Annotated in this window: 22 protein-coding genes; 9 read left to right on the top strand and 13 right to left on the bottom strand. The window is 60.4% G+C overall.

All coding sequences use genetic code 11. From position 1 onward, the window contains the following. The first annotated feature begins 154 nt into the window (after window positions 1-154). From ascF to MKS11_RS03040, 3 genes are all read left to right on the top strand, one after another. Window positions 155-1,597, top strand: coding sequence for a PTS cellobiose/arbutin/salicin transporter subunit IIBC (gene ascF / locus MKS11_RS03050; RefSeq protein WP_284109368.1), 1,443 nt, complete (start codon window positions 155-157; stop codon window positions 1,595-1,597). Window positions 1,598-1,623: 26 nt separating this feature from the next. After that, window positions 1,624-3,048 carry a 6-phospho-beta-glucosidase gene (locus tag MKS11_RS03045; protein ID WP_023318986.1) on the top strand — a complete coding sequence of 475 codons (1,425 nt, stop codon included), beginning with the start codon at window positions 1,624-1,626 and terminating at the stop codon, window positions 3,046-3,048. A 181-nt stretch (window positions 3,049-3,229) separates the two neighbouring features. Further along, window positions 3,230-3,523 (top strand): SymE family type I addiction module toxin, encoded by a 294-nt coding sequence (locus tag MKS11_RS03040; RefSeq protein ID WP_004205653.1) that lies wholly within the window; start codon window positions 3,230-3,232, stop codon window positions 3,521-3,523. Between the two features lie 11 nt (window positions 3,524-3,534). Here MKS11_RS03040 and hycI read toward each other — a convergent pair whose 3' ends face one another. The 9 genes from hycI to hycA all read right to left on the bottom strand — a co-directional run bounded on the left by hycI (window position 3,535) and on the right by hycA (window position 11,340). Further along, complete coding sequence (hycI, locus tag MKS11_RS03035) at window positions 3,535-4,005, bottom strand: hydrogenase maturation peptidase HycI (RefSeq protein ID WP_023298125.1); 471 nt, start codon at window positions 4,003-4,005, stop codon at window positions 3,535-3,537. After that, window positions 3,998-4,408, bottom strand: a complete 411-nt coding sequence (locus MKS11_RS03030; protein ID WP_043520704.1) for a formate hydrogenlyase maturation HycH family protein — start codon at window positions 4,406-4,408, stop codon at window positions 3,998-4,000. Before MKS11_RS03030 ends, hycI begins: the two co-directional genes overlap by 8 nt. Next, window positions 4,405-5,172, bottom strand: a complete 768-nt coding sequence (locus MKS11_RS03025; RefSeq protein ID WP_100127360.1) for an NADH-quinone oxidoreductase subunit B family protein — start codon at window positions 5,170-5,172, stop codon at window positions 4,405-4,407. Before MKS11_RS03025 ends, MKS11_RS03030 begins: the two co-directional genes overlap by 4 nt. Further along, window positions 5,172-5,714, bottom strand: a complete 543-nt coding sequence (locus tag MKS11_RS03020) for a formate hydrogenlyase complex iron-sulfur subunit (protein WP_048325491.1) — start codon at window positions 5,712-5,714, stop codon at window positions 5,172-5,174. Before MKS11_RS03020 ends, MKS11_RS03025 begins: the two co-directional genes overlap by 1 nt. Before the next feature lie 9 nt (window positions 5,715-5,723). Then, the gene (gene hycE, locus MKS11_RS03015; RefSeq protein ID WP_004205649.1) at window positions 5,724-7,433 is read right to left on the bottom strand and encodes a formate hydrogenlyase subunit HycE; all 1,710 of its coding nucleotides are present in this window, start codon (window positions 7,431-7,433) and stop codon (window positions 5,724-5,726) included. A gap of 17 nt (window positions 7,434-7,450) precedes the next feature. Continuing rightward, a complete protein-coding gene (locus tag MKS11_RS03010) occupies window positions 7,451-8,374 on the bottom strand; it encodes a respiratory chain complex I subunit 1 family protein (protein WP_004205648.1) in 924 nt (307 codons plus the stop codon). A 2-nt stretch (window positions 8,375-8,376) separates the two neighbouring features. Next, entirely contained in the window at window positions 8,377-10,203 is a 1,827-nt protein-coding gene (hycC, locus tag MKS11_RS03005) for a formate hydrogenlyase subunit 3 (protein ID WP_065696870.1), read from the bottom strand. After that, window positions 10,200-10,808: a 4Fe-4S dicluster domain-containing protein gene (locus MKS11_RS03000; RefSeq protein ID WP_004205646.1), complete on the bottom strand. Its 609-nt coding sequence runs from the start codon at window positions 10,806-10,808 to the stop codon at window positions 10,200-10,202. Before MKS11_RS03000 ends, hycC begins: the two co-directional genes overlap by 4 nt. Before the next feature lie 82 nt (window positions 10,809-10,890). Then, the gene (gene hycA / locus MKS11_RS02995) at window positions 10,891-11,340 is read right to left on the bottom strand and encodes a formate hydrogenlyase regulator HycA (protein WP_004205645.1); all 450 of its coding nucleotides are present in this window, start codon (window positions 11,338-11,340) and stop codon (window positions 10,891-10,893) included. A gap of 210 nt (window positions 11,341-11,550) precedes the next feature. Here hycA and hypA point away from each other — a divergent pair, with 210 nt between their 5' ends. From hypA to flhA, 6 genes are all read left to right on the top strand, one after another. Beyond that, on the top strand, window positions 11,551-11,895 hold the full coding sequence (gene hypA / locus MKS11_RS02990) for a hydrogenase maturation nickel metallochaperone HypA (RefSeq protein WP_004205644.1): 345 nt from the start codon (window positions 11,551-11,553) through the stop codon (window positions 11,893-11,895). Window positions 11,896-11,898: 3 nt separating this feature from the next. Continuing rightward, on the top strand, window positions 11,899-12,771 hold the full coding sequence (gene hypB, locus MKS11_RS02985) for a hydrogenase nickel incorporation protein HypB (protein WP_004205643.1): 873 nt from the start codon (window positions 11,899-11,901) through the stop codon (window positions 12,769-12,771). After that, window positions 12,762-13,034, top strand: a complete 273-nt coding sequence (locus MKS11_RS02980) for a HypC/HybG/HupF family hydrogenase formation chaperone (protein ID WP_062913540.1) — start codon at window positions 12,762-12,764, stop codon at window positions 13,032-13,034. The genes hypB and MKS11_RS02980 overlap by 10 nt, the downstream gene beginning before the upstream one ends. After that, window positions 13,034-14,155 carry a hydrogenase formation protein HypD gene (gene hypD, locus MKS11_RS02975; RefSeq protein ID WP_087770872.1) on the top strand — a complete coding sequence of 374 codons (1,122 nt, stop codon included), beginning with the start codon at window positions 13,034-13,036 and terminating at the stop codon, window positions 14,153-14,155. Before MKS11_RS02980 ends, hypD begins: the two co-directional genes overlap by 1 nt. Continuing rightward, complete coding sequence (gene hypE, locus MKS11_RS02970) at window positions 14,152-15,162, top strand: hydrogenase expression/formation protein HypE (RefSeq protein WP_087770873.1); 1,011 nt, start codon at window positions 14,152-14,154, stop codon at window positions 15,160-15,162. The genes hypD and hypE overlap by 4 nt, the downstream gene beginning before the upstream one ends. Before the next feature lie 235 nt (window positions 15,163-15,397). Further along, window positions 15,398-17,470 carry a formate hydrogenlyase transcriptional activator FlhA gene (gene flhA, locus MKS11_RS02965; protein ID WP_284109367.1) on the top strand — a complete coding sequence of 691 codons (2,073 nt, stop codon included), beginning with the start codon at window positions 15,398-15,400 and terminating at the stop codon, window positions 17,468-17,470. 53 nt (window positions 17,471-17,523) lie between these two features. On the opposite strand, the gene MKS11_RS02960 is transcribed toward flhA, so the two are convergent. The 4 genes from MKS11_RS02960 to MKS11_RS02945 all read right to left on the bottom strand — a co-directional run bounded on the left by MKS11_RS02960 (window position 17,524) and on the right by MKS11_RS02945 (window position 24,052). Then, the gene (locus tag MKS11_RS02960; RefSeq protein WP_087770874.1) at window positions 17,524-18,924 is read right to left on the bottom strand and encodes a glycoside hydrolase family 1 protein; all 1,401 of its coding nucleotides are present in this window, start codon (window positions 18,922-18,924) and stop codon (window positions 17,524-17,526) included. A 51-nt stretch (window positions 18,925-18,975) separates the two neighbouring features. Further along, entirely contained in the window at window positions 18,976-21,168 is a 2,193-nt protein-coding gene (locus MKS11_RS02955; protein ID WP_087770875.1) for a CBM35 domain-containing protein, read from the bottom strand. 12 nt (window positions 21,169-21,180) lie between these two features. Next, a complete protein-coding gene (locus tag MKS11_RS02950) occupies window positions 21,181-22,518 on the bottom strand; it encodes a carbohydrate porin (RefSeq protein WP_004205637.1) in 1,338 nt (445 codons plus the stop codon). A 262-nt stretch (window positions 22,519-22,780) separates the two neighbouring features. Further along, window positions 22,781-24,052 (bottom strand): PTS sugar transporter subunit IIC, encoded by a 1,272-nt coding sequence (locus MKS11_RS02945; protein WP_004205636.1) that lies wholly within the window; start codon window positions 24,050-24,052, stop codon window positions 22,781-22,783. Window positions 24,053-24,142: the final 90 nt, after the last annotated feature.

Raw genomic sequence — 24,142 nt, 5'->3', positions numbered from 1 at the left:
ATCACAAAACTGAGATCATATTTTTTTATTTCTTGTGCAATCAAATGAAACTCACCATGATTTTGTGGAACCGGTTTCCTATAAAGCATGGTATCGCCCGGCGATGCGGCGCGGTAACAGATCAGTACCCTATTGATAAACAGGATAAAATCCGATGTCGAAAAATTATGCAGCCCTGGCGCAACAGATAGTCGCGGCATTAGGCGGAGTCGATAACGTCGTCGCCGTGACCCACTGCATGACTCGTCTGCGTTTCGTGGTCAAAGACAACGAACAGGTCGATAGCCCTACACTGAAAGGCCTGACCGGGGTGCTCGGCGTCGTGCGCAGCGATAACCAGTGCCAGGTGATCATCGGCAACACGGTCTCACAGGCCTATCGCGAGGTGGTGAATCTGCTGCCCGGCGACCTGCGCCCGGTCGAGCCGCAGGGCAAAGCGCCGGTCACCCTGAAACGCATCGGCGCCGGGATCCTTGACGCGCTGATCGGCACCATGTCGCCGCTGATCCCGGCGATTATCGGCGGATCGATGGCCAAGCTGCTGGCGATGATCCTTGAGATGAGCGGCGCGTTGCCGAAAGGCTCGCCGACGCTGACCCTCCTGACGCTTATCGGCGACGGCGCATTTTTCTTCCTGCCGCTGATGGTGGCCGCCTCCGCGGCGGTGAAATTCAAAACCAATATGTCGCTGGCCATCGCTATCGCCGGGGTGCTGGTGCATCCCGGGTTTATCGAATTAATGGCCAAAGCCGCTCAGGGCGAACACGTTGAATTTGCCTTTATCCCGGTGACCGCGGTGAAATACACCTACACGGTGATCCCGGCGCTGGTGATGACCTGGTGCCTGTCGTATATCGAACGCTGGGTGGATCGCATTACCCCGGCGGTGACGAAAAACTTCCTTAAGCCAATGCTGATCGTGCTGATCGCCGCCCCGCTGGCGATCCTGCTGATTGGCCCGCTCGGCATCTGGATCGGTAGCGCCATTTCCGCGCTGGTCTATACGATCCACAGCTATCTCGGCTGGCTGTCGGTGGCGATCATGGGCGGGCTGTGGCCGCTGCTGGTGATGACCGGCATGCACCGGGTCTTTACGCCGACCATCATTCAGACCATCGCCGAAACCGGCAAAGAGGGCATGGTAATGCCGTCGGAGATCGGCGCTAACCTGTCGCTCGGCGGCTCTTCGCTGGCGGTGGCGTGGAAAACCAAAAACCCGGAACTGCGCCAGACGGCGCTGGCCGCCGCGGCATCGGCGATTCTGGCCGGGATTTCCGAACCGGCGCTGTACGGCGTGGCGGTGCGCCTGAAACGCCCGCTGATCGCCAGCTTGATCAGCGGCTTTATCTGCGGCGCGGTGGCGGGTATCGCCGGACTGGCCAGCCACTCGATGGCGGCGCCGGGGCTGTTCACCAGCGTGCAGTTTTTCGATCCAGCCAATCCAATGACCATCGTCTGGGTGTTTGGCGTGATGGCGCTGTCGGTAGTGCTGTCGTTTGCCCTGACGCTGATCCTCGGCTTTGAAGATATTCCCGTTGAACAGGCCGCCGCCGACGCCCGAGCGCGCCAGGCCCAGGCCCAGGCAACCCACGCCTGAACACATCATTGATAACGAGGTAACGCATGGCGAGTTTCCCACAGGGATTTTTATGGGGCGGCGCACTGGCCGCCAACCAGTCTGAAGGCGCATGGCGCGAAGGGGGGAAAGGGATGGCCACCGTGGATACCCTCCCCCACGGCGCCCACCGTCTGCCGGTAAAATTAGGCCTGGAGAAGCGCTTCACGCTTCGCGAAGACGAATTCTACCCCAGCCACGAGGCGATCGATTTCTACCACCGCTACAAGGAAGATATCGCCCTGATGGCGGAGATGGGGTTCAGCGTCTTTCGCACTTCCATCGCCTGGAGCCGCCTGTTCCCGCGCGGCGACGAGCAGCAGCCGAATCCGCAGGGCATCGCCTTCTATCGCTCGCTGTTCGAAGAGTGCAAAAAGCACGGTATCGAGCCGCTGGTCACGCTGTGCCATTTTGACGTGCCGATGCACCTGGTGATGGAGTACGGCTCCTGGCGCAACCGCAAAATGGTCGATTTCTTCAGCCACTACGCCCGCACCTGCTTTGAAGCTTTTGACGGTCTGGTGAAATACTGGCTCACCTTCAATGAAATCAATATCATGCTGCACAGCCCCTACTCCGGCGCCGGTCTGGTGTTTGAAGAGGGAGAAAACCAGGAGCAGGTGAAGTACCAGGCCGCGCATCACGAGCTGGTGGCCAGCGCGCTGGCGACAAAAATCGCCCACGAGATAAACCCGCAAAATCAGGTCGGCTGCATGCTGGCGGGCGGTAATTTCTACCCTTACTCCTGCAAGCCGGAAGATGTCTGGATGGCGCTGGAGAAGGACCGCGAAAATCTGTTCTTTATTGACGTCCAGGCGCGCGGCGCCTACCCGGTGTGGGCCGCGCGGGTGTTCCGGGAAAAGGGGGTCACCATTGCGAAGCAGCCGGGCGATGACGAGATCCTCAAAAACACCGTCGATTTCGTCTCCTTTAGCTACTACGCCTCACGCTGCGCCTCGGCGGAGATGAACGCCAGCAACACCAATGCCGCCAATATCGTCAAGTCGCTGAAGAACCCGCACATTCCGGCCAGTGAATGGGGCTGGGGCATCGACCCGCTGGGTCTGCGTATCACCATGAACATGATGTACGACCGCTATCAGAAGCCGCTGTTCCTGGTGGAAAACGGGCTCGGCGCCCGGGACGAGATCGACGCCAGGGGCGAGATCAATGACGACTATCGCATCAGTTACCTGCGCGAGCACATCAAGGCGATGCGCGACGCCATCGGCGACGGTATTCCGGTGCTGGGTTACACCAGCTGGGGCTGTATCGATCTGGTCTCGGCGTCAACCGGCGAGATGAGCAAACGCTACGGCTTTGTCTATGTCGATCGCGACGACGCCGGCAACGGCACGCTGGCGCGCAAGCGTAAAAAGTCGTTCTTCTGGTACCAGAAGGTGATAGCCAGCAACGGCGCCGACCTCGACTAAGCGCGTCTCCGGCGCTCGCCCGTCTCCCTGCGCTGACCGGGGGACGGGCGTCTGCTTTCTGTTGCATCCATTACATGTTTTTTTCTCGAGCCTGATTCCAGTTTCTGGTTTGCCTCCCGTTCACAACAACTGGTATTTTATCCAGTATATTTTCAGGGGTATCTTCAGCAAGGAGCAAATCATGAACGCACAGCAGCCCCCCGCAGCCAGAGGGATCGTCAGGGCCATTCGCCAGTTAACCGTGGGTTATGTCAGAAAACGCCATGAGAACCGCAAAACGCGGGAGACGCGGCGCTACACCCGCCACGCGGCCCTGAGCCTGAACGGCGACTGGCTGGAGCAGGCGGGATTTCCGGTCGGCACGCAGGTCAGAGTCTCGGTGTCGCCCGGTAAATTAGTGATAGAGAATCTTGAGCTGGCGCCGCCGGTAACGGGGCTCCCGGCAGGCCAGTCGCGCGCCGTCGGGGAGCCCTGATCGCCGCAGGGTTAATCGTCTGCGGCCTCCAGCCGGGCAAAGCCGCCCTGACCCTGCCAGTCTGCCAGCTGCTGGTACACCCGGGCAACGGCCTCTTTCACCGGCTGGGTCATCGGATAATAAAAACCGACGATATCCGGCTGAATGCCGAGGAAGATCACCTCGCCGACGTCCTCTTTCAGCTGATCGACCAGATAGTTGAGCGGCATGTTATGGGTGGTCATCATAAACATCTCGGCGATGTCGTCGGGGTCGATGACGCGAATGTCGCCGGGGTTAAGGCCCATGTCGGTGGCATCAACAATCAGCAGGCGTTCGGGGCGTAATTCGCGGATCGCCACGATGTCGTTTTCCGGCGCGCTGCCGCCGTCGATGACCACCCACTGGCCGGCCGGGTTCGCCGCGCACATCTCCGCCAGCAACGGTCCGGCGCCGTCGTCGCCCATCATACTGTTGCCAACACAGAGTAAAACGTCAGTCACGTAATCTCCTCACCATCAGATAGATGGCGCTCTCCTGGTGAATATCATGCAGCATGCTGAGCATCGCTTTGCTCCACGCCTGCTGCTGCGGGGTCTGCGCGGACTGCGCTTTATCAAAGGCGTTGGCCAGCATCGCCACATGGCTGCTGTCGATGACGATTTCGCCATACTTCGGCACGCCCTCCATTTTGCGCCGCGCGACGCTCCCAGCCTCAAGGGTGGCGATCCACGCCAGATACGCCTCCCACGGGCAGCTCAGCGCCGCCTCAAGACAGTCGATAACGCCGAGGTGGTGGCCAATCGCCAGGCTGTAATAGACCACCTGCTGCGCCTGATCCGGCGTGGCGTCGTTCTCATCAATAAATTTACGGCTCAGCTGACTGAACACCACCGTCTCGCTCATCGGATACGCGCCCCCTCGACCACCTGGTTGAGATGGGTGACGATCTCGGTCAGACGCGGATCTTTTTCCGCCTCCAGCCAGCGCAGCACCTGGCTGTCGCCCTGGCCGAGCAGACGCATATAGTCGTCAGCAATCTGCCGGCCATAGCGATAGCCCGCCAGACGCCGCGCTTCGCGGTCGATGCGCACCCGCAGGGGTTGTACCATATCGGCGTGCAGCAGCTCGGTCGGCTGTTCGTCAAGCTCGCCCGGCAGGCGGGCGTGAATTTTCTGCTCCAGCAGGCCGAGGGCCATGGCGAAGCCGTACAGGGTGGCGGCGGGCGTCGGCGGGCAGCCCGGAATATAGACATCGACCGGTACGATTTTATCGGTACCGCCCCAGACGCAGTACAGGTCGTGAAAGATGCCGCCGCTGTTGCCGCAGGCGCCGTAGGAGATACAGATCTTCGGATCCGGCGCCGACTGCCAGGCTCGCAGCGCCGGGGAGCGCATCGCGCGGGTCACCGCCCCGGTAAACAACAGGATATCGGCATGGCGCGGCGAAGGCACAACCTTAATCCCGAAGCGTTCAGCGTCGAACAGCGGCGAAAGGGTGGCGAAGATTTCGATTTCGCAACCGTTACAACCACCGCAGTCGACGCGGTAGACGTAGGCCGAACGTTTAATTTTCTTCAGCAGCGAGGCCTTCATGCTGGCGATGGATTCATCCATCGTCATTGGCACCGGAATGCCGTTTTCATCGCGCGGGCCAAGTAAAGTGCTCATCAGCTGGCCTCCCTTATGTGGCGGGTCAGTTCAATACGATCGGACGGCACCAGACATTTCTGGCGCTTGCATTCCGGGCAGGTTTCGAAGCTTTCGCGGTGCAGCTCGGCGCGGGTATCGCCGTTATGCTTGAGCAGCGCGATGGCGTAGTCGATCTCCTTCTGCACCGCGAACGGCCGCTGGCACTCCCGGCAGTGGCAGATAGCGAAGCGCGACTGCTGAAGGAAATCCTCTTTCTTCCACACCGCCAGCTCATACTCCGGCGACAGCTTAATCGCCGCCGTCGGGCAGACCTCTTCGCAGCGGCCGCAGAAGATGCAGCGCCCGAGGTTGAACTGCCACGCCAGCTGGTTAGTGGCCAGATCGGTCTCGACCATCAGGGCGTTCGATGGGCAGGCATTCACGCAGGCCGCGCAGCCGATACACTGCTGCGGGTTATGCTCCGGCTTGCCGCGGAAGTTTTTATCTACCGGCATCGGCTCCAGCGGGTAGGCGTGCGTCGCGGTGCCGGTCTTAATGACTTTTTTAATAAAGGTAAACATGGCGATTCCTTATTTCAGCGGCGAGTTTTTACGCTCGATGCTATAGCGCTCCAGCTCTTTGTACGGCACCACTTTGCTCTTCTTCTTGCGTACATCGACCACGGTCATGCGGTCGGTACAGGAGTAGCACGGGTCGAGGCTGCCGATGATCAGCGGCGCATCGGAAACGGTATTGCCGCGCAGCATATAGCGGAGGGTCGGCCAGTTGGCGTAGGTCGCCGCCCGGCAGCGCCAGCGGTACAGTTTTTGGTTGTCGCCGGTCATGCTCCAGTGGATATCGTCGCCGCGCGGCGCCTCGGAGAAGCCCAGCGCGAAGCGGTGCGGGATATAGGTGAACCCTTCCACCATCAGCGGACCGCCGGGCAGGTTATCGAGACCGTAATCAATCATGTTCAGCGCGGTATAAACCTCGTTGATCCGCACCTTGAGGCGGGAGATCACGTCGCAGCCCTGCTCGCTGTGGACTTCCATCGGCAGCAGGCCGTAGCCGACGAACGGATGGTCGGCGCGGGTATCGCGGGCGTGGCCGCTGGCGCGCACCATCGGGCCAACGTTACTGAAGTCGCGGGCGATTTCCGGGTCCAGCCGGCCAATGCCGACGGTGCGCTGCTCCATGTTCGGGGTGCTGAGCAGCATATCCACCAGCTCCTGCACATCGCGACGCATCTGCTGCGCCAGCTGACGGGTCTGGATCATGTCCTCTTTCAGCAGGTCGCGGCGGATGCCGCCGATCAGGTTCAGACCGTAGGTTTTACGCGCGCCGGTGAGGATCTCCGCCATCTTCATCGAGGTTTCGCGCACGCGGAAGAACTGCATAAAGCCTGAGTCGAAGCCGGTGAAGTGGCAGGCCAGACCAAGGTTCAGGAGGTGCGAATGCAGGCGTTCCACCTCCAGCAGAATGGCGCGGATCATCTGCGCCCGCTCCGGCACCACGATGCCCATCGCGTTCTCCACCGAGGTGGTATAAGCGGTACTGTGGGCGAAGCCGCAGATGCCGCACACGCGGTCAGACAGGAAAGTCACTTCGTTATAACCCATGCGGGTTTCCGCCAGTTTCTCCATGCCGCGGTGGACATAGAACAGACGGTAATCGGCATCGATAATGTTCTCACCGTCAACGAACAGGCGGAAATGGCCGGGCTCATCGGAAGTGACGTGCAGCGGGCCGATCGGCACCACGTTGTTTTTCTTGCTGCCGAGCTCGTTGATGAACTCGTAGGTTTCGGCGTCGGTGGTCGGCGCCGGACGCTGGCGGTAGTCCATGCTGTCTTTACGCAGCGGATAGAGTTCGTCCGGCCAGTCGTCCGGCAGCACCAGCCGGCGTTCGTCCGGCAGGCCGACCGGCACCAGGCCGTACATGTCGCGCACTTCGCGCTCGCCCCACACCGCCGCCGGCACGCGCGGCGTCACCGACGGGTATTCCGGTTTGTTGGCGTCCACTTCCACGCGCACGGTGATCCAGCATTTGGTGCCCTGCTCCATCGACAGTACGTAATAGACCGCGTAGTGGCCGTTCAGCTTACGTTCATCGTTGCCGAACAGCACCGACAGCCAGCCGCCCTGCTGGTAGTAGAGAAACTCCACCACTTCCGGCAGGTAATTGACCTTCACGGTGATGGTTAACTGGTCTTTGGTCTGCCAGGCTTCGTCCAGCACCACGCCCGGAAAGGCCTGGTGCAGCGCCGCAAGATAGTGTTGACCGATTTTTTCTTCAGACATGCTCAAACTCTCTTAAATCACGCCACCAGCAAGGAGACGAAGGCTAAAAAGGCAAAACCAAACCCGGCCCAGGTGACGCGGGAGGTGGCACAAAAACGCAGACGCGCCATGCTGTTCTCGAACAGCGCGATGATCAGCACGCCCACCACCAGCTTGACGACGGCCACCACCAGCGCCAGCAGCAGGCCGCCGACGCTGAAGCTGGTCATCTGGCCCCACGGGAAAAAGACCCCGACAAACATCTGCAGCACCACCAGCTGTTTGAGGCTGATGCCCCACTTCAGGATGCCAAAGCCGCTACCGCTGTACTCGGAAAGCGGCCCCTCCTGCAGCTCCTGCTCCGCTTCCGCCAGATCGAACGGCAGTTTGCCCATCTCGATAAAGGTGGCGAAGGCGCAGGCGCACAGCGCCAGAATCAAGGGAATGCTGCGCGCTGCCGGCCAGTGATAAAGGGTATCGGTAATGGTGCTGATGTGCGTCGAGCCGGCGACCTGCGCGGCGACCCACAGGCCCAGCAGCAGGATCGGCTCCACCAGCACGCCGAGCATCGCTTCGCGGCTGCTGCCCAGCGCGGTAAATGGGCTGCCGGTGTCCAGACCGGAAATCGCGAAGAAGAAACGGGCGATGGCGAACAGGTAGATCAGGGTGATGAGATCCCCAAGCACCGGCAGCGGAGAGTCCACCGTCACCACCGGCAAGGCGGTGGCGATGGTCAGCATCACGCCCACCATGACGTACGGCGTCAGGCGGAACACCCAGCCCGAGGCGTCGGGACCGACGCTCTGGCGGCCCAGCAGTTTCAGGATATCCCGATACTCCTGCAGCACGCCCGGACCGCGGCGGTTATGCAGCCGCGCGCGGGCGACGCGAACGATCCCGGATAACAGCGGCGCGACGGCAAACAGCGCCAGCGCCTGTAGCAATGCAATTAACAAACTCATTCTCAGGCTCCTCGCGAAATGACAATCACCACCAGCACCGCCAGCTCAACCAGCGCCATTCCGCGCAGCAGCGCTGGCGCCGAGGCCGATCGCCAGCCCGGCACCAGACGCACCGGATTCAGCCAGTGACGCAGCTTCAGCAGCGGCGCAAAGGCCTCTTTCACCGGCATGGCGAAACCGTGGGCAGTGACCACCATCGACTGTTCGTGATCGTAGCCGCAGACCCAGGCCGCGCCGCGCGAGCGCGCCGCCAGGCGATCGCCTTTAAAGAAGATCATCAACAAGAACGGCAGCAGCGGGCAGGCGATAAGCAGCAGCGCGATCATCGGCTGCGACACCACGCTCGACACCTGGGCCTGCAGCGGGAAGGCACCGCTCACCAGCGGCAGCAGCCACGGCGCGGCGATGCCGCCAACGAGGCAGAAGACCGCCGCCATGACCACGCTCAGGGTCATCAGCCAGGGGGCGCAGGTGGCGTTTTCCGCCTCTTTGCTCCGCGGCGCGCCGAGGAAGGTGACGCCATAGACTTTGGCCATACACATCACCGCCAGCGCGCCGGTGATCGCCAGGCCGACCGCCAGCAGCGGCCCCAGAAGACGGCCAATAAACAGGTCGCTGGTGCTCATTTTGAAGAAGGACTGGTAGATAACCCACTCGCCGGCGAAGCCGTTCAGCGGTGGCAGGGCCGCCATCGCCATCAGCCCCACCAGCATGGCGAGGGAGATCAGCGGCATTTTTTTACCGATGCCGCCCAGCTTCTCGATATCGCGATGGCCGGTGCGGAACCACACCGCCCCGGCGCCGAGGAACAGCGTAGTTTTGAACAGGCTGTGGTTAATCAGGTGATACATGCCACCGATGAAACCCAGCACCATCAGCGTGCTGTTGCGGGTGGCCACGCCGGTGACGAAGGCGCCCAGCCCCAGCAGGATAATGCCGATGTTCTCCAGGGTGTGATAGGCCAGCAGGCGCTGAATGTTATGTTCCATCAACGCATACAGCCCGCCGATAAAGGCGGTGATCATCCCCAGCACCAGCAGCATCACGCCCCACCACAGCGGCGGCACGCCGCCGGCCAGCGAAACGGTTAACATGCCGTACAGACCGACCTTCATGACCACAGTGGAAAACAGCGCGGCGGCCGGCGCGCTGGCCCCGGCGTGCGCCTGCGGCGCCCAGCCGTGCAGCGGGATAGCCCCCGCCAGCAGGGCGAACCCCGCCAGCCCCGGCAGCCACAGCAGCGGGCTCTGCATCATATCCACCGCCTGAAGATTGATCTGCGCCAGCTCGAGGGTGCCGTAGGTCGACCACACCAGCCAGCAGGTCCAGGCCATCAGCAACGTGCCGAGACGACCCAGGGCAAACCACAGCTTGCCGGAGGCGGCGCAGCCCGTGAGAAACGCCGCGCAGAGCGCCATGATCTCCGCCATCACCACCAGCGAGCCGATATTGGTCACCACCACCGCACAGGTGGCGGCGGCCAGCAGCAGGTTGACCAGCAGGCCGTTGGCCTTCACCTGCGGGTGGCGATGCCAGCTAATGTTAAACAGCGACACCGGCAGCGCCGACAGGCCAATGGCCAGCAGCCACAGGGCGTTCACGCCGCCCACCCGCATCGTCAGATGGAGAAACTGCAGCATGCCGCCGTGGATCCGATCCGGCATCAACAGCGCGGCGCCGCCGGCAACCACCAGCATGGCGCTGGCCACCGCGCCGCCGATCCCGGCAATGGCGCCGCTGAGCGGTTTACGCATGGCAAACACAAAGGCCAGCACGGCGCTGGCGGCGTACCATGTCACCGCCTGATTGACTAATCCAATTACACTCATTCCCTCTCCCCCTGTTGCGCCTGGAACAGCGACAAGTCGCCAAGGTCGGTATTAAAGGTCAGCTGGCGTTTACGCTTGCTGGCCAGGGCGATATCACGGCTATCCACCAGCATCAGCGCTTTGGTCGGGCAGGTCCGCACGCAGGCCGGGCCCTGGTCATCGAAGTGGCAGAGGTCGCATTTCACGGCAATGGCGCGCACCCCAGGCACCCAGTCGAGCAGCGAGCTGACGCGGGCCGGCGCCGGCGGCGCGGGGGGCGCCAGTCGGGTATTGGCATTGGCCGGAATATCCAGCGGACGGCTGCCAGAAAATTCGATCGCGCCAAACGGGCAGGCGATGCCGCACAGTTTGCAGCTTACGCACAGGCTCTCGTTGAGCTGGACAGCGCCATCGACGCGCTGGATGGCGTTAACCGGACAGACAGCGGCGCAGGGGGCGTCTTCGCAGTGGTGGCACATCTGCGGTGCCGATTCTTTTTCATTACGCATCACCTGCAGCCGCGGCATCGCCTGCAGGCCATGCTGGCGATGCGTCTCAGAGCAGGCGGCTTCGCAGGTGCGGCAGCCGATACAGACAGTGGAGTCAGCAATTACAAAACGGTTCACCGGGTCATCCTCGGGTGAAAGTCACTTTTGACGAAATCAGGTTGCGCAGGTGTCATTTTCGACACATGTCGACACCTTGCGATCAGTGGGTCAGAGCCAGATGGCTTAAGTCCACCGGTTGGTCTTGCTCCATGGCGTCGTACAGACGGTCATAGACGGTGGCGATAATCGCCAGATAGTGCTCCAGCACCTGGTCGCGGGAGCGGTTGCTGATCCGCCCGTCCACAGTGCCATCCGCGGCGAGCGTGGCCTGAGCAATCAGATACTTATCACCGCCGCCTTTGTTTTCGACGTAGTATTCGATGGTGTGGCTGTTGAAGCCTTCCGCCAGGGCGACGAACACCTGAAAATGGCCGAACAGCACGAAGCACAGCTCTTTGTCCGGCGCGCAGCTCATCGCGTGATGCAGGCGGGCTTTCGACAGGGTGATCCCCTGAACCAGCGAGTTACAGTAGATATGCCACTGCTCCTGCTGCTGCCGGTGACGGTCGGCGATGTAATCCGCCTTTTCACTTATTTCCCAAATAGTCATATCGGTTTCTCCGTAGCATGAGATGCACCGTTTAAGCATTTTCCGTGCCACATTTTATTTATTTGATTTAATTATGTTTTTATATTTATCTCCTGCCGACGCGACATGTCGATGACAGCCCCGGCGCGTCGTCATCGACATTTCCCACCGCCATGAGTCTGTTCTGGCATCGTTATTGCATAAAAGGCGCATCGCGATACGGAGGCGACTATGCACGAAATCACCCTCAGCCAGCGGGCGCTGGAAATTATTGAACAACAGGCGCAGCAGGCCGGCGCGCGACGGGTGACCGGCGTGTGGCTTAAGGTCGGGGCATTTTCCTGCGTCGAAGCCAGCGCCCTGACCTTCTGCTTTGAGCTGGTCTGCCGCGGCACGCTGGCGGAGGGGTGTGAACTGCATATCGCCGAACAACAGGCTGAATGCTGGTGCGAACGCTGTCAGCAGTACGTCCATCTTGTCTCGCAGCACGTCCGCCGCTGCCCGCACTGCAATAACGACCAGCTACAGATCGTGGCGGATGACGGCTTACAGATTCAGCGTTTAGAATTGGAGTAAATTATGTGTACGACATGCGGCTGTGGCGAAGGCAACCTCTATATTGAAGGAGACGAACGAAACCCGCATTCCGCGTTCCGCAGCGCCCCCTTCGCGCCCGCCCCACGCCAGACGATGACCATCACCGGCGTCAAAACTGACCACTTCGCCCCCACCCGCACGACAGAGGGCGATCTGCATTACGGCCATGGCGAAGCGGGGACTCACGCCCCGGGCCAGAGCCAGCGGCGGATGCTGGAAGTGGAAATCGACGTGCTGGATAAAAACAACCGCCTGGCGGCGCGCAACCGCGCGCGCTTTGCGGCAAAGCAGCAGCTGGTGCTGAATCTGGTTTCCAGCCCCGGCTCCGGCAAAACCACCCTGCTCACCGAAACCCTCACCCGGCTGAAAGGGCGTGCCGACTGCGCGGTGATCGAAGGCGACCAGCAAACGGTCAATGACGCCGCCCGCATTCGCGCCACCGGCACTCCGGCGATCCAGGTCAACACCGGGAAAGGCTGCCATCTCGACGCCCAGATGATCGCCGACGCCGCCCCGCGACTGCCGCTGGCTGACCACGGCATTCTGTTTATTGAAAACGTCGGCAACCTGGTCTGCCCGGCGAGCTTTGATCTCGGCGAACGCCATAAGGTGGCGGTACTGTCGGTCACAGAAGGCGAAGACAAGCCGCTGAAGTATCCGCATATGTTCGCCGCCGCCAGCCTGATGCTGCTCAACAAAGTCGACCTGCTGCCGTATCTCAACTTTGACGTGGATAAATGCCTGGCCTGCGCCCGCGAGGTCAATCCGCATATTGAAATTATCCTCCTCTCCGCCACCAGCGGCGAAGGCATGGACCAGTGGCTCACCTGGCTGGAGACGCAACGATGTGCATAGGCATTCCGGGACAAATTTGCGCCATCGACGGCGTGCTGGCGAAGGTGGAAGTCTGTGGCATTCAGCGCGACGTTGACCTGACGCTGGTGGGCGCCGTTGACGACCAGGGTCAGCCGCGTCTCGGCCAGTGGGTGCTGGTGCACGTCGGGTTCGCCATGAGCGTGATTAATGAAGACGAAGCGCTCGATACGCTCGAGGCGCTGCAAAATATGTTTGACGTGGAGCCGGACGTCGGCGCCCTGCTGTACGGCGAGGAGCGATAATGCGTTACGTTGACGAATACCGCGCCCCCGAGCAGGTCATGCAGCTGGTGGCCCATCTTCAGCAGCGTGCCCATCTGCTGCCGCACACCGCGCAGCGTCCGCTGCGCATTATGGAGGTCTGCGGCGGCCATACTCATGCCATTTTTAAATTCGGGCTCGACCAGCTGTTGCCGGAGAATATCGAATTTATTCATGGGCCCGGCTGCCCAGTGTGCGTCCTGCCGATGGGGCGCATCGACGCCTGCATTGAGATTGCCAGCCGCCCGGGGGTGATCTTCTGTACCTTCGGCGACGCCATGCGCGTGCCGGGCAAAAACGGCTCACTGCTGCAGGCGAAAGCCAGCGGCGCCGATGTTCGCATCGTTTACTCGCCGATGGACGCCCTGCGGCTGGCGCAGCAAAACCCGCAGCGTGAGGTGGTCTTTTTCGGTCTCGGTTTCGAAACCACCATGCCCGCCACCGCCCTCACCCTGCGTCAGGCGCGGGAGCGCAACGTCGAAAACTTCTTCTTTTTCTGTCAGCACATCACCCTGCTGCCGACCCTGCGCAGTCTGCTGGATCAGCCGGACAACGGTATCGACGCCTTTCTCGCCCCCGGCCACGTCAGTATGGTGATCGGCACCGAAGCCTACGGCTTTATCGCCAGCAACTATCATCGCCCGTTAGTGGTCGCCGGTTTCGAACCGCTTGATCTACTGCAAGGCGCGGTGATGCTGGTTGAGCAGACAATAGCGCAGCGTAGCGAAGTGGAAAATCAGTACCGTCGCGTGGTGCCGGATGCCGGCAACCCGCTGGCACAGGCGGCGATGGCCGACGTGTTTTGCCTTGATGGCGACAGCGAATGGCGCGGTCTGGGGGTCATCAGCGACTCCGGCGTGCACCTCACGCCGGCCTATCAGCGCTTCGATGCCGAGGCCCATTTCCGCCCGGCGCCGCAGCGCGTGTGCGACGACCCGCGCGCCCGCTGCGGCGAGGTGTTGACCGGTCGCTGTAAACCGCACCAGTGCCCGCTCTTCGCCAGCACCTGCAATCCGCAAAGCGCCTTTGGCGCGCTGATGGTCTCCTCGGAAGGGGCCTGCGCCGCCTGGTATCTATATCGCAGTCAGGAATATGAAGCATGAAAAGCGTCCAGTTAGCCCACGGTAGCGGCGGTCAGGCAATGCAGCAGCTGATCGGCGACCTGTTTATGCAGGCTTTCGCCAACCCCTGGCTGGCGGAGCAGGAGGATCAGGCGCGCCTCGATCTGGCGGCGCTTGCCGCTCAGGGGGATCGCCTCGCCTTCTCCACCGACAGCTATGTAATTGACCCGCTGTTCTTTCCCGGCGGCAATATCGGCAAGCTGGCCGTCTGCGGTACCGCCAACGACGTGGCGGTCAGCGGCGCCATCCCGCGCTATCTCTCCTGCGGGTTTATTCTCGAAGAGGGGCTGGAGATGACTACCCTGGAAGCGGTGGTCGCCAGCATGGCCGATACCGCTCGGGCGGCAGGGATCGCCATCGTCACCGGCGATACCAAAGTGGTACCGCGCGGCGCGGCGGATAAGCTGTTTATCAACACCGCCGGCATCGGCACCATCCCGGCGGACGTTCGCTGGGGGACGCAGCAGATCAGCGCCGGCGATGTGCTGCTGGTCAGCGGCACGCTGGGGGATCATGGCGCCACCATCCTTAATCTGCGTGAGCAGATGGGGCTCGACGGCGCGCTGTCCAGCGACTGCGCGGTGCTGACGCCGCTGATCCAAACCCTGCGGCCGCTGCGCGGCGTAAAAGCCCTGCGCGACGCCACCCGCGGCGGCGTCAACGCCGTCGCCCATGAGTTCGCCGTCGCCAGCGGCTGCGGCATTGAACTGCACGAGGCAAAGCTGCCGGTCAACGACACCGTGCGCGGGGTCTGCGAGCTGCTCGGACTGGACGCCCTGAACTTCGCCAATGAAGGCAAGCTGGTGATCGCCGTCGCCCGCGAAGAAGCGGAAAATGTGCTGACGCATCTACGGTCTCACGCCCTGGGATGCGAGGCGGCGATAATCGGCGAGGTGGTCGCCCGCCCGGGCGTGCGTTCCGTCGGGCTGTACGGCGTGAAGCGGACGCTCGATCTTCCCCACGCCGAGCCGCTGCCGAGAATTTGTTAACGACGGCGTCGGGGCCCGGATAGCGGCTGGCGCCTTATCCGGCTACAAAACTCCGCGCACTTGTAGCCCGGCTAAGCGCAGCGTAAGCCGGGAAAAGCCAGCATGAGTATCCCGCCCAAACCAGCGGGCGCCCACGGATGGGTTAACGGCGGTCACAACCGCCTTATTAACATACTATTATTTGTACCATCATTTTCTTATGCGCCGCGTTGCCGGCGCGTTTTGGATGTAAGCCATGTCGTATACACCGATGAGCGATCTCGGCCAGCAGGGTCTGTTTGATATCACCCGGCTTTTATTACAGCAGCCCGATCTGGCTGCGCTGAGCGAAACCCTGACCCGCCTGGTGCAACAGTCCGCGCTGGCCGACGAAGCGGCCATTATCCTGTGGAACGCCGGCAACCACCGCGCGGCCAGATACGCCTGCGATGAGGCAGGCCAGCCGGTGAGCTACGAAGATGAAACCGTGCTCGCCCACGGTCCGGTGCGCCGCTTACTCTCCCGGCCGGATGCCCTGCATTGCGATCATGAGACCTTTGCCGACACCTGGCCGCAGCTTATCCGTAGCGGGATCTATCGCCCGTTCGGGTACTATTCGCTGCTGCCGCTGGCGGCCGACGGGCGGATCTTCGGCGGTTGCGAATTTCTGCGTCGTGACAACCGGCCATGGAGCGAGAAAGAGTTCCAGCGGCTGCATACCTTCGCGCAGATCGTCGCCGTCGTCACCGAGCAGATTCAGAACCGGGTCAGCAACAACGTCGATTACGATCTGCTGTGCCACGAGCGCGACAACTTTCGCATCCTGGTGGCGATCACCAACGCGGTCCTCTCGCGTCTGGATATCGACGAGCTGGTTAGCGAGGTGGCGAAAGAGATCCATCGCTACTTCCGGATCGACGCCATCAGCGTAGTGCTGCGCAGCAACCGCAAAGGGAAGCTCAACATCTATTCCACCCACTATCTTGACGCCAGCCATCCGGTTCACGACCAGAGCGAGGTGGATGAAGCCGGCACCCTCACCGAGCGGGTGTTCAAAAGCAAAGAGATGCTGCTGCTTAACCTGCACGAGCATGACACTCTCGCGCCGTACGAGAAAATGCTCTTCGAGATGTGGGGCAACAAGATCCAGACCCTGTGCCTGCTGCCGCTGATGTCCGGCAACACTCTGCTCGGCGTGCTGAAGCTGGCGCAGTGCGACGAACAGGTGTTTACCACCACCAATCTCAAGCTGCTGCGGCAGATCGCCGAGCGGGTGTCGATCGCTATCGATAACGCCCTCGCCTACCGCGAAATTCAGCGCCTGAAAGAGCGACTGGTGGATGAGAACCTCGCCCTCACCGAGCAGCTCAACAATGTCGAGAGCGAATTCGGGGAGATCATCGGCCGCAGCGAGGCGATGAACAATGTGCTCAAGCAGGTCGAGATGGTGGCCCACAGCGACAGCACCGTGCTGATCCTCGGCGAAACCGGCACCGGTAAAGAGCTTATCGCCCGCGCCATTCATAACCTCAGCGGACGAAACAGTCGGCGGATGGTGAAGATGAACTGCGCCGCGATGCCCGCCGGGCTGCTGGAGAGCGATCTGTTCGGCCACGAACGCGGCGCGTTTACCGGGGCCAGCGCCCAGCGTATCGGCCGCTTCGAACTGGCGGACAAAAGCTCCCTGTTCCTTGATGAAGTGGGCGATATGCCGCTGGAGCTGCAGCCCAAGCTGCTGCGCGTCCTCCAGGAGCAGGAGTTCGAACGCCTGGGGAGCAACAAGCTGATCCAGACCGACGTCCGACTGATCGCCGCCACCAACCGCGATCTCAAGCAAATGGTTATCGACAGGGAATTCCGCAGCGATCTCTACTACCGGCTCAACGTGTTCCCGATCCACCTGCCGCCGCTGCGCGAGCGTCCCGACGACATCCCGCTGCTGGTGAAGGCGTTTACCTTCAAAATCGCCCGCCGCATGGGACGCAATATCGACAGCATCCCGGCGGAAACCCTGCGCACCCTGACGCGCATGGAGTGGCCGGGCAACGTGCGCGAGCTGGAAAACGTCATCGAACGGGCAGTCCTGCTGACCCGCGGCAACGTGCTGCAGCTCTCCCTGCCGGAGCGGGATATCGTCGAGCCTCCGCGGTCGCCAGAGGTCCTGCCTGAGGAAGGCGAAGATGAATATCAACTGATCGTCCGGGTGCTGAAGGAGAGCAACGGCGTGGTGGCCGGGCCGAAGGGCGCCGCCCAGCGGCTGGGGCTGAAGCGCACCACGCACCTGTCGCGCATGAAGCGGCTGGGCATTAATAAAGACGAACTGGTGTAGCCTCGCACGCTCCCTCTTTGCGCGCCGCCAGGAGGGAGCGCTGGCGCAGCGCGCTATTTGTCGCGGGTAAAACCGTTGCTGGTCGCCAGTTCGGCAAACCACAGCGCATTGCGTTTTATCTGTCGCTCGCCGGTATCCAGATCCAGTCGCCAGAAGCCGTAGCGCCGTTTGAAGGCATTGATCCACGACCAGTTGTCGATAAACGTCCACTGATGCACGCCAAAGCAGTTCGCGCCGTCGGCAATAGCGCGGTGCAGCTGCACCAGATGCTCTTCCATCAGTTGAATGCGGAAAGTATCGTCTATGACCCCGTCCGCCCCGGGCTCTCCCTCTGATTGTCGATCCATCGCGATACCGATTTCCGCGAGATACCACTTAATATTGCCGTAGTTTTCACGAATATTGGCGGCAATGTCGTAAATAGCCTGCGGCAGGATCTCGTTGTTATCACGATAGGGGTTAAAGCGGCCCTGCGGGTTCACCGCGTTTTCGAAATAGTATTCCGGGGTGAAATAATCGAGGTCATATTCGCTCTCACGCGCTTTTACCCGCCGCGGCACGTAATAGTTCACCCCAAGAAAATCGATCTCCGCGCTGAGGATCAACGCCACGTCGTCTTTGCTGGTCGTCGGCAGGCAGTCGTGGGCGGCGAGGATCTCGCACAGCGCTTTAGGGAATTCATGTTTTACCAGCGGGTCAAGGAAGCTGCGGTTAAAAAACAGGTCGGCATACCAGGCGGCCTTTTTATCCGCGTCGCTGTCGGTGAGCGTATAGCTCGGAGTCAGGTTGAGCACCACGCCGATCTCGCCCGCCAGCGCCAGTTCACGATAAGCCGTTACCGCTTTGGTATGCGCCAGCATAATGTTAAACGCCACCTGCGCCGCCAGCCGACCATCTTTCTTACACGGATAGTGGAAGTCGTACAGGAAGCCTCCCTCAACCGGTACAATCGGCTCGTTGAAGGTTATCCAGTATTTAACCTTATGGCCAAACAGGTTAAAGGCGGTGCGGGCAAAGCGGGCAAACAGCTCTGCTACGTGCGCCGATTCAAAGCCACCGTACTGTTTCTGCAGCACCTCCGGCATATCAAAATGGTAGAGATTGATCATCGGCTCAATGCCGTTGGCGATCATCTCATCAAGATAGGCGTGATAAAAACGCACCGCGTCCGGGTCCGGCGCGCCGGTTTCAAAATCCGCGATCAGTCGTGACCACTGAATCGAGGTTCGAAACGAGTTGAAGCCGGTCTGTTTCATCAGCGCCACGTCCTGCGGATACTGATGATAAGTATCACACACGGTTTGCGGCCCTACCTGTTGATAAAATCGCTCCGGCTGTTCAGCAAACCAGCTGTCCCAGATGGAACGATGGCGCTTATTGGTGACCCCTTCCGTTTGCGGGCCGGACGCCGCCGCCCCCCACAGAAACCCTTGCGGAAACTGATACTGCTGCATAACCTCTCCTTTCGAAAAAAGGCTGCGCCCGTCTGGCGCAGCCTGAGCGTACTACTCCGCGACCACTTCGATCGATTTAATAAACATATAGCCCCAGTCGCCGGCGAAGCGGCCGAAGTCAACCTGATTGCTCCCCGCTTTCAGCGTTACGGGTATCCGCAGCTGCTGGCCCTGCTCATCCGTCTGCGGGAAGGCCACGGCCTGCGGAGCGCCCCCGTTGACGACAAAGGAGTTCTGCTTGCCGCCCCATTTGCCGTTGAAGGTTACGTTGAGCTGGAACTGACCGCTCCACGGCGCCTGCACCTGCCAGCTGATCTTATCCCCCTCGCTGGCAAATGGGCCGAGAAAACCGTCCTCGCCAACTGCCAGCGCGTCTTTATCACTCTTCATTACCGTCAGGCGCCCCTCAGCCACGCCATAGACTTTGCCGTGATAACGACAGAAATCCGCCGGCGCCTTCCCCGTCGCCTCGCCCACCGTCACGGTCACGGTTTTGCTGCTTTTCAGCAGCCCATCGTCGGCAGTGAACGTCAGCGCATAGGTGCCTGGCGCCGTGAACCAGGCCCGGGTTTGCGGCCGATCGGCATGGCAGAAATGTACCTGTCCGTCGCCGGCGTGCTGCCAGCCCACTTTCACCTCTCGCGACGGCAGGCCATCGTCCTGCCAGCTGGCCGTAAGCTCGACGCCCTGGTCCTGAGTAGTAGTTAAGGCGGGTTCCAGCGTGATAGCCGGCGGCTGATTCACCTCACTATGCTTCACGCTAATCACATTGGAAGGGGCAGAACGACCGCTCTCGTTTTTCGTCGTCACCCGGTAATAGTACGTCCGCCCGAGCTGAAGCTGACGATAATCGTCGCGGAACAGAACCATGGTTTCCGGGTTCCATTCGTTAACGCCATCGGAGATATCCCGGCCCACCACCGTCCACGGCCCGGTCGGCGAGCCAGCGCGTTCGACATCGTAGCTACGTCCTACCGCGGCACCCATCCAGTTGATCGCGAAGGGCGAGGTGGTCTCGCGCAGCAGAGGCGCGTCCGGCTTCGGCAGCGGCGCCATCCTCTGCTGCCCGGCCATCTGCGCTGCGGCGGTGCGCACCAGATCGACCACCGCCTGCTCCTGGTTCGCTTCGCCTTCTTTTGCAAACCCCGGCAGGTGGTAGCTGTAGTGTCCGGTCGACTCCTTATGCCAGTAGAAGCCGCCGTCGTGACGATGGCCGCGGAAGCCCCAGATAAGCCCCCCGGCGGCTTGCGCCCCGTTGACCTCGCTGTGAACAATCGACTGCATAATGGCGTTCAGCTGATCCGCCGGCAGCAAGCCAAACTCGCCGACGAGATAGACTTTTTGCCCGCCGACGGCGCGTAGATCCTGCGTCACCTGCCCGGGATGGTTATTATCGGCGTTGGTGTAATAGTGATTGCTGACGATATCCACATTGGGGTCAGTCAACGCAAAGGAATTGATTTTCTTATAGGTGCCATCCATCACCAGCTGGTTGGGAGCCCACTTTTTAATCCACGCCGCGGTCTGCTGCAGAAAATCGGCATTGGTATCCTCCAGCTCGTTACCGGTCTCCCAGGCCATGATCGCCTTCTCATCAAAGTAGGCGCGGCCGGTGACGGTATTTGTCCGGGTGATGACCTGACGGATCACATCCAGATAGGCTTTGAAGGTCTTGCTATCGGTACGATAAAAGTCTTCCGCTTTTTCGTGGTAGAACGCCGCCAGCTGCTCGCGCCCGCCCCACCACCACCAGTGGTCGATAAAGGGCAGAATCAGTCGCAATCCCTGTTTATCCGCTTCGGCAATCATGTTGTCATACACCCGCATGGCTTTCTCATTCAGCCGCGGCATGCCGTCCGCCGTTTCCGGCGCGAGAATATGGGTCTCGCGGCCGCAGGCCTTGTCAAACTCCTGCTGCACCGACAGCACGTAGACGCGCTGGGCTTTCGCCCCGGTTTGCACCATCGCCTGGATCCAGTTTTGCTGCTCCTGGGCCGTCGGCCATTTAAAGTATTGCCCCCAGCCGCGCGGGTCTGCCCTGCAGGGGCCGCGGGCGTCGTCTTCAATGCGGTGCAGCTCCGGCGCGTGGATCCCGGCGAAGCGAAACACCTTATCGCCATCCTTGAGAGCGGCGCCGTCGCGAGTGATAAAATGTTCAAAATGCGAGCGCTCGGCGGCCAGCGCCCCGCCGGCCCCCAGCGCGGAGAGCAGCCCCATTAGCAGCAGGTTTTTCATCGGCTTCATCGCTGTCTCTCCTTAGAACCAGACTTCGGCCTGTACGCCGAAGTTAACGGTGTCGGTTGAGCCACTGCGGGAATAACCGCCGGCGGTGATGGTATTGGTATCCCAGTTGTAGTTGCCGTCCAGCGCATCGGAGACACCTTTGTCCCACTTCGCGTAGGTGACGAAGAAACGCAGCTGCGGGCGCGCCCAGAAGCCGGAGTCAAAAGTCAGCGTTGGCGCAACGGTGACTTTGGTCAGGCCGCCTTTGCCTTTGCCGTTAACCCCTTTGTAGTTTTTGTCATCCAGGTATTCGTAGCCCAGCTCGTACTGCATGGCAAAGTTGCGGGTGATCTGATGATAGGGGCGGATACCGGCGACCCACATCGAGCGTCCCCAGCCATTGTCATCTTCCGTCCACCAGCGGTAGTTTTTATCCTTCTGCCAGAAGGCGAAGGTGGAGATTTCCAGATCGCCCATCGAGGCCACGCTATCCAGCACCACCCGCCAGGACTGGGTGTTTTCCAGATTGGCCCAGCCCCAGCCGTTTTTACCCAGCGAGTCGCCCGCCGCCAGCCCTTTGCCGTACTGCAATGCGAGGCGGGAGTACCCCCCGGTGAGGCCATAAAAACCGTCAAAGTTATAAATACCGGTCACGCCATAGCCCTTTTCGGCGGAAGTCGGATGCTTTTCGTTACGGTTCATGTGGTGGCCGATCAGCTCCAGATCGAAGCCTGTCCCGGCGATCTTTTTCAGCCACAGGTTGAGGGAGTAATCATCCGGGTAGCCCTGATCTCCCTTATCCACCGGGTAGGCTTTGGTTTCATCGGTGGGCGAAAAGGCGTAGACCCCGGCGTCGAAGCGGGCGAAGCCCAGATCCATGTTGTCGAAGCCGCCGCCGGTGCCATTGTATTGAATGTACTCCCAGTCAAACTGATGGCTGGAAGTGTTGGAGCTGCTGTAGCGCTTACCGGCCCAGAAGGTCATCTCCGGCGCAAAATCCAGATTGCTCAGCTCGGCGAACCCTTCACGAAACTGCACATCATGGCCATCGTCATCCTGACAGTTCCAGTCGGAGGTGCATTTCGACTGGTGAGTGAGGTTGGCCTGCACTTTCGCCACCACGCCGCTGTCCGCCGTCAGCGTTACGGTGGGGATCAGTTCGATCTTGGTGTCTTCTTCGTTGCCCAGTCGCCACTTGCCGTCCGGCATCAGGCCGACGGAGTCCGCGCGGTTGCCATCAGAATTGGCAAGGATCCCGGAGCGAATATAGCCATGCAGCGCAAAATCATACTTCGGATCCGCGCAGGCCAGGCTGCTGGTCCCGGCCAGCGAGAGGAGAGCCAGAGGTATTGAGTGTTTCAGCTTTATCATTATTTTTTTCCCACGTTATGTTTGTTAACACGAACCGATAACGGAGGGGAAATTTACGGATCAAAAATGGAAATGTACATCCACTAATGGAAAGCGCTTTCCATAATTGCCTATCTGGTTCACAAAATTCGCTCTGCGACGAATATATTCGTGAGACTGATCACATAAAATAACAAGAATACCGCCGGAAGCCGGCAGCAGAGCGGAAGAAAGAGAAAGTGAACAGGTGCCGTCGGGGGATAAGCCGCCGACGGCGAGGGGATCAGCGCTCGGTTTCCGCGAGCTGGCGTTCGTAAACTTTGAAGAAGGGGCGATAAAGCATCCAGGCGTTAAACATCGCGAACAGGCTCATGCACAAATTTTTCCAGCTGCCGTTCGCCGACCATGCCGCCCCCAGCGGAGAAGGCATCGACCAGGGTAGCATCGCCACCGCGCGATCGAGGATGCCCAGCTGAGTCAAATACCATGCAATACAGGCATTTATCAGCGGAACAAAGAGAAACGGCAGTAAAAAAACCGGGTTCATGATCACCGGAAAACCAAACAGTATCGGCTCGTTGATATTAAACAGCGACGGCAGCAGGCCAATTTTGGCCACGCTTTTCAGCTGCCGTGAGCGGCTGCGCATCGCCATCAATACCAGCGGCAGAGTGGAGCCGATACCGCCGATCAGCAGGTAAAAATCCCAGAATCCCTGCAGATAAATATGCGGCAGCGTTGGCGAACCCGCTGCCAAAGCCTGCTGATTTTCAAACAGATAGGTCATCCAGAAGGGGTTCATAATCCCGGTGATAATCAGCGCGCCGTGGATACCGATAAACCAGAGTAAGTTACAGATTAACAAAGAGATAAGTACCGCCATCAACGTGTCGGACGCCAGCACCAGCGGTCGCACCGCTTCGCTGATTAGCTCCGGTACGATGCGCCCGGTCGTCTGCAGCAATATGGCATTCATCACGCTTATCGACAGCATCACCACCAGCAGCGGGATCAGCAGTTGAAAGCCATTGCGAGTCATCAGCGGCACTTCATCAGGCAGGCGGATACACCAGCCTTTTTTGTAGAAAAAACGAATTATCTCAATGGAATAGGTACTGGATATCAGGGCGGTAAATATCCCCATGCCGCCGAGATAAACGTTGCTCACCGCAGTCTCGCGAAAGCCAATAAACAGCAGAAAAGCCAGACACCCGGTTAAACCACAGAGCCGTTCCGGCAGACGGTACTGCTTGGCGAGACTGGCGCTGGCGCCGAAAGCGACAATCAGCGCCACCAAGCCAATGGTTAGCTGAAAGGTCGGCAGCAGGATAGGCCGCAGCAGCAAATAGACCTGGCCGAAACGCGAGGCGCCGTCGATGGAAACGGGCGGAAACAAAATGGGAACCAACAGGCTGCCAACAATCACAAATGGCATCGCCAGCGCAAAGCTATCGCGCATCGCCGTAATGTGGTTGTTGCGCGTCAGAACATTCGCCAACGGCGCCAGCCGCTGCTCGATGATGTCCACGGCCACATTCATTAACTGAATGTTCATACTCCTACCTTTGCGAATGATTGTCTCGCCGGGATGATCGCCCACAACACCGGAAAGTGAAAGCCTGCCATAGGTGATCATGGTCACAAT

Source organism: Klebsiella sp. K5-45, from assembly GCF_030128605.1.
GTDB classification, from domain to species: domain Bacteria; phylum Pseudomonadota; class Gammaproteobacteria; order Enterobacterales; family Enterobacteriaceae; genus Klebsiella; species Klebsiella quasipneumoniae.
The sequence above is the reverse complement of the archived record's forward strand: the minus strand, read 5'-3'. Positions and strand labels throughout refer to the sequence as shown.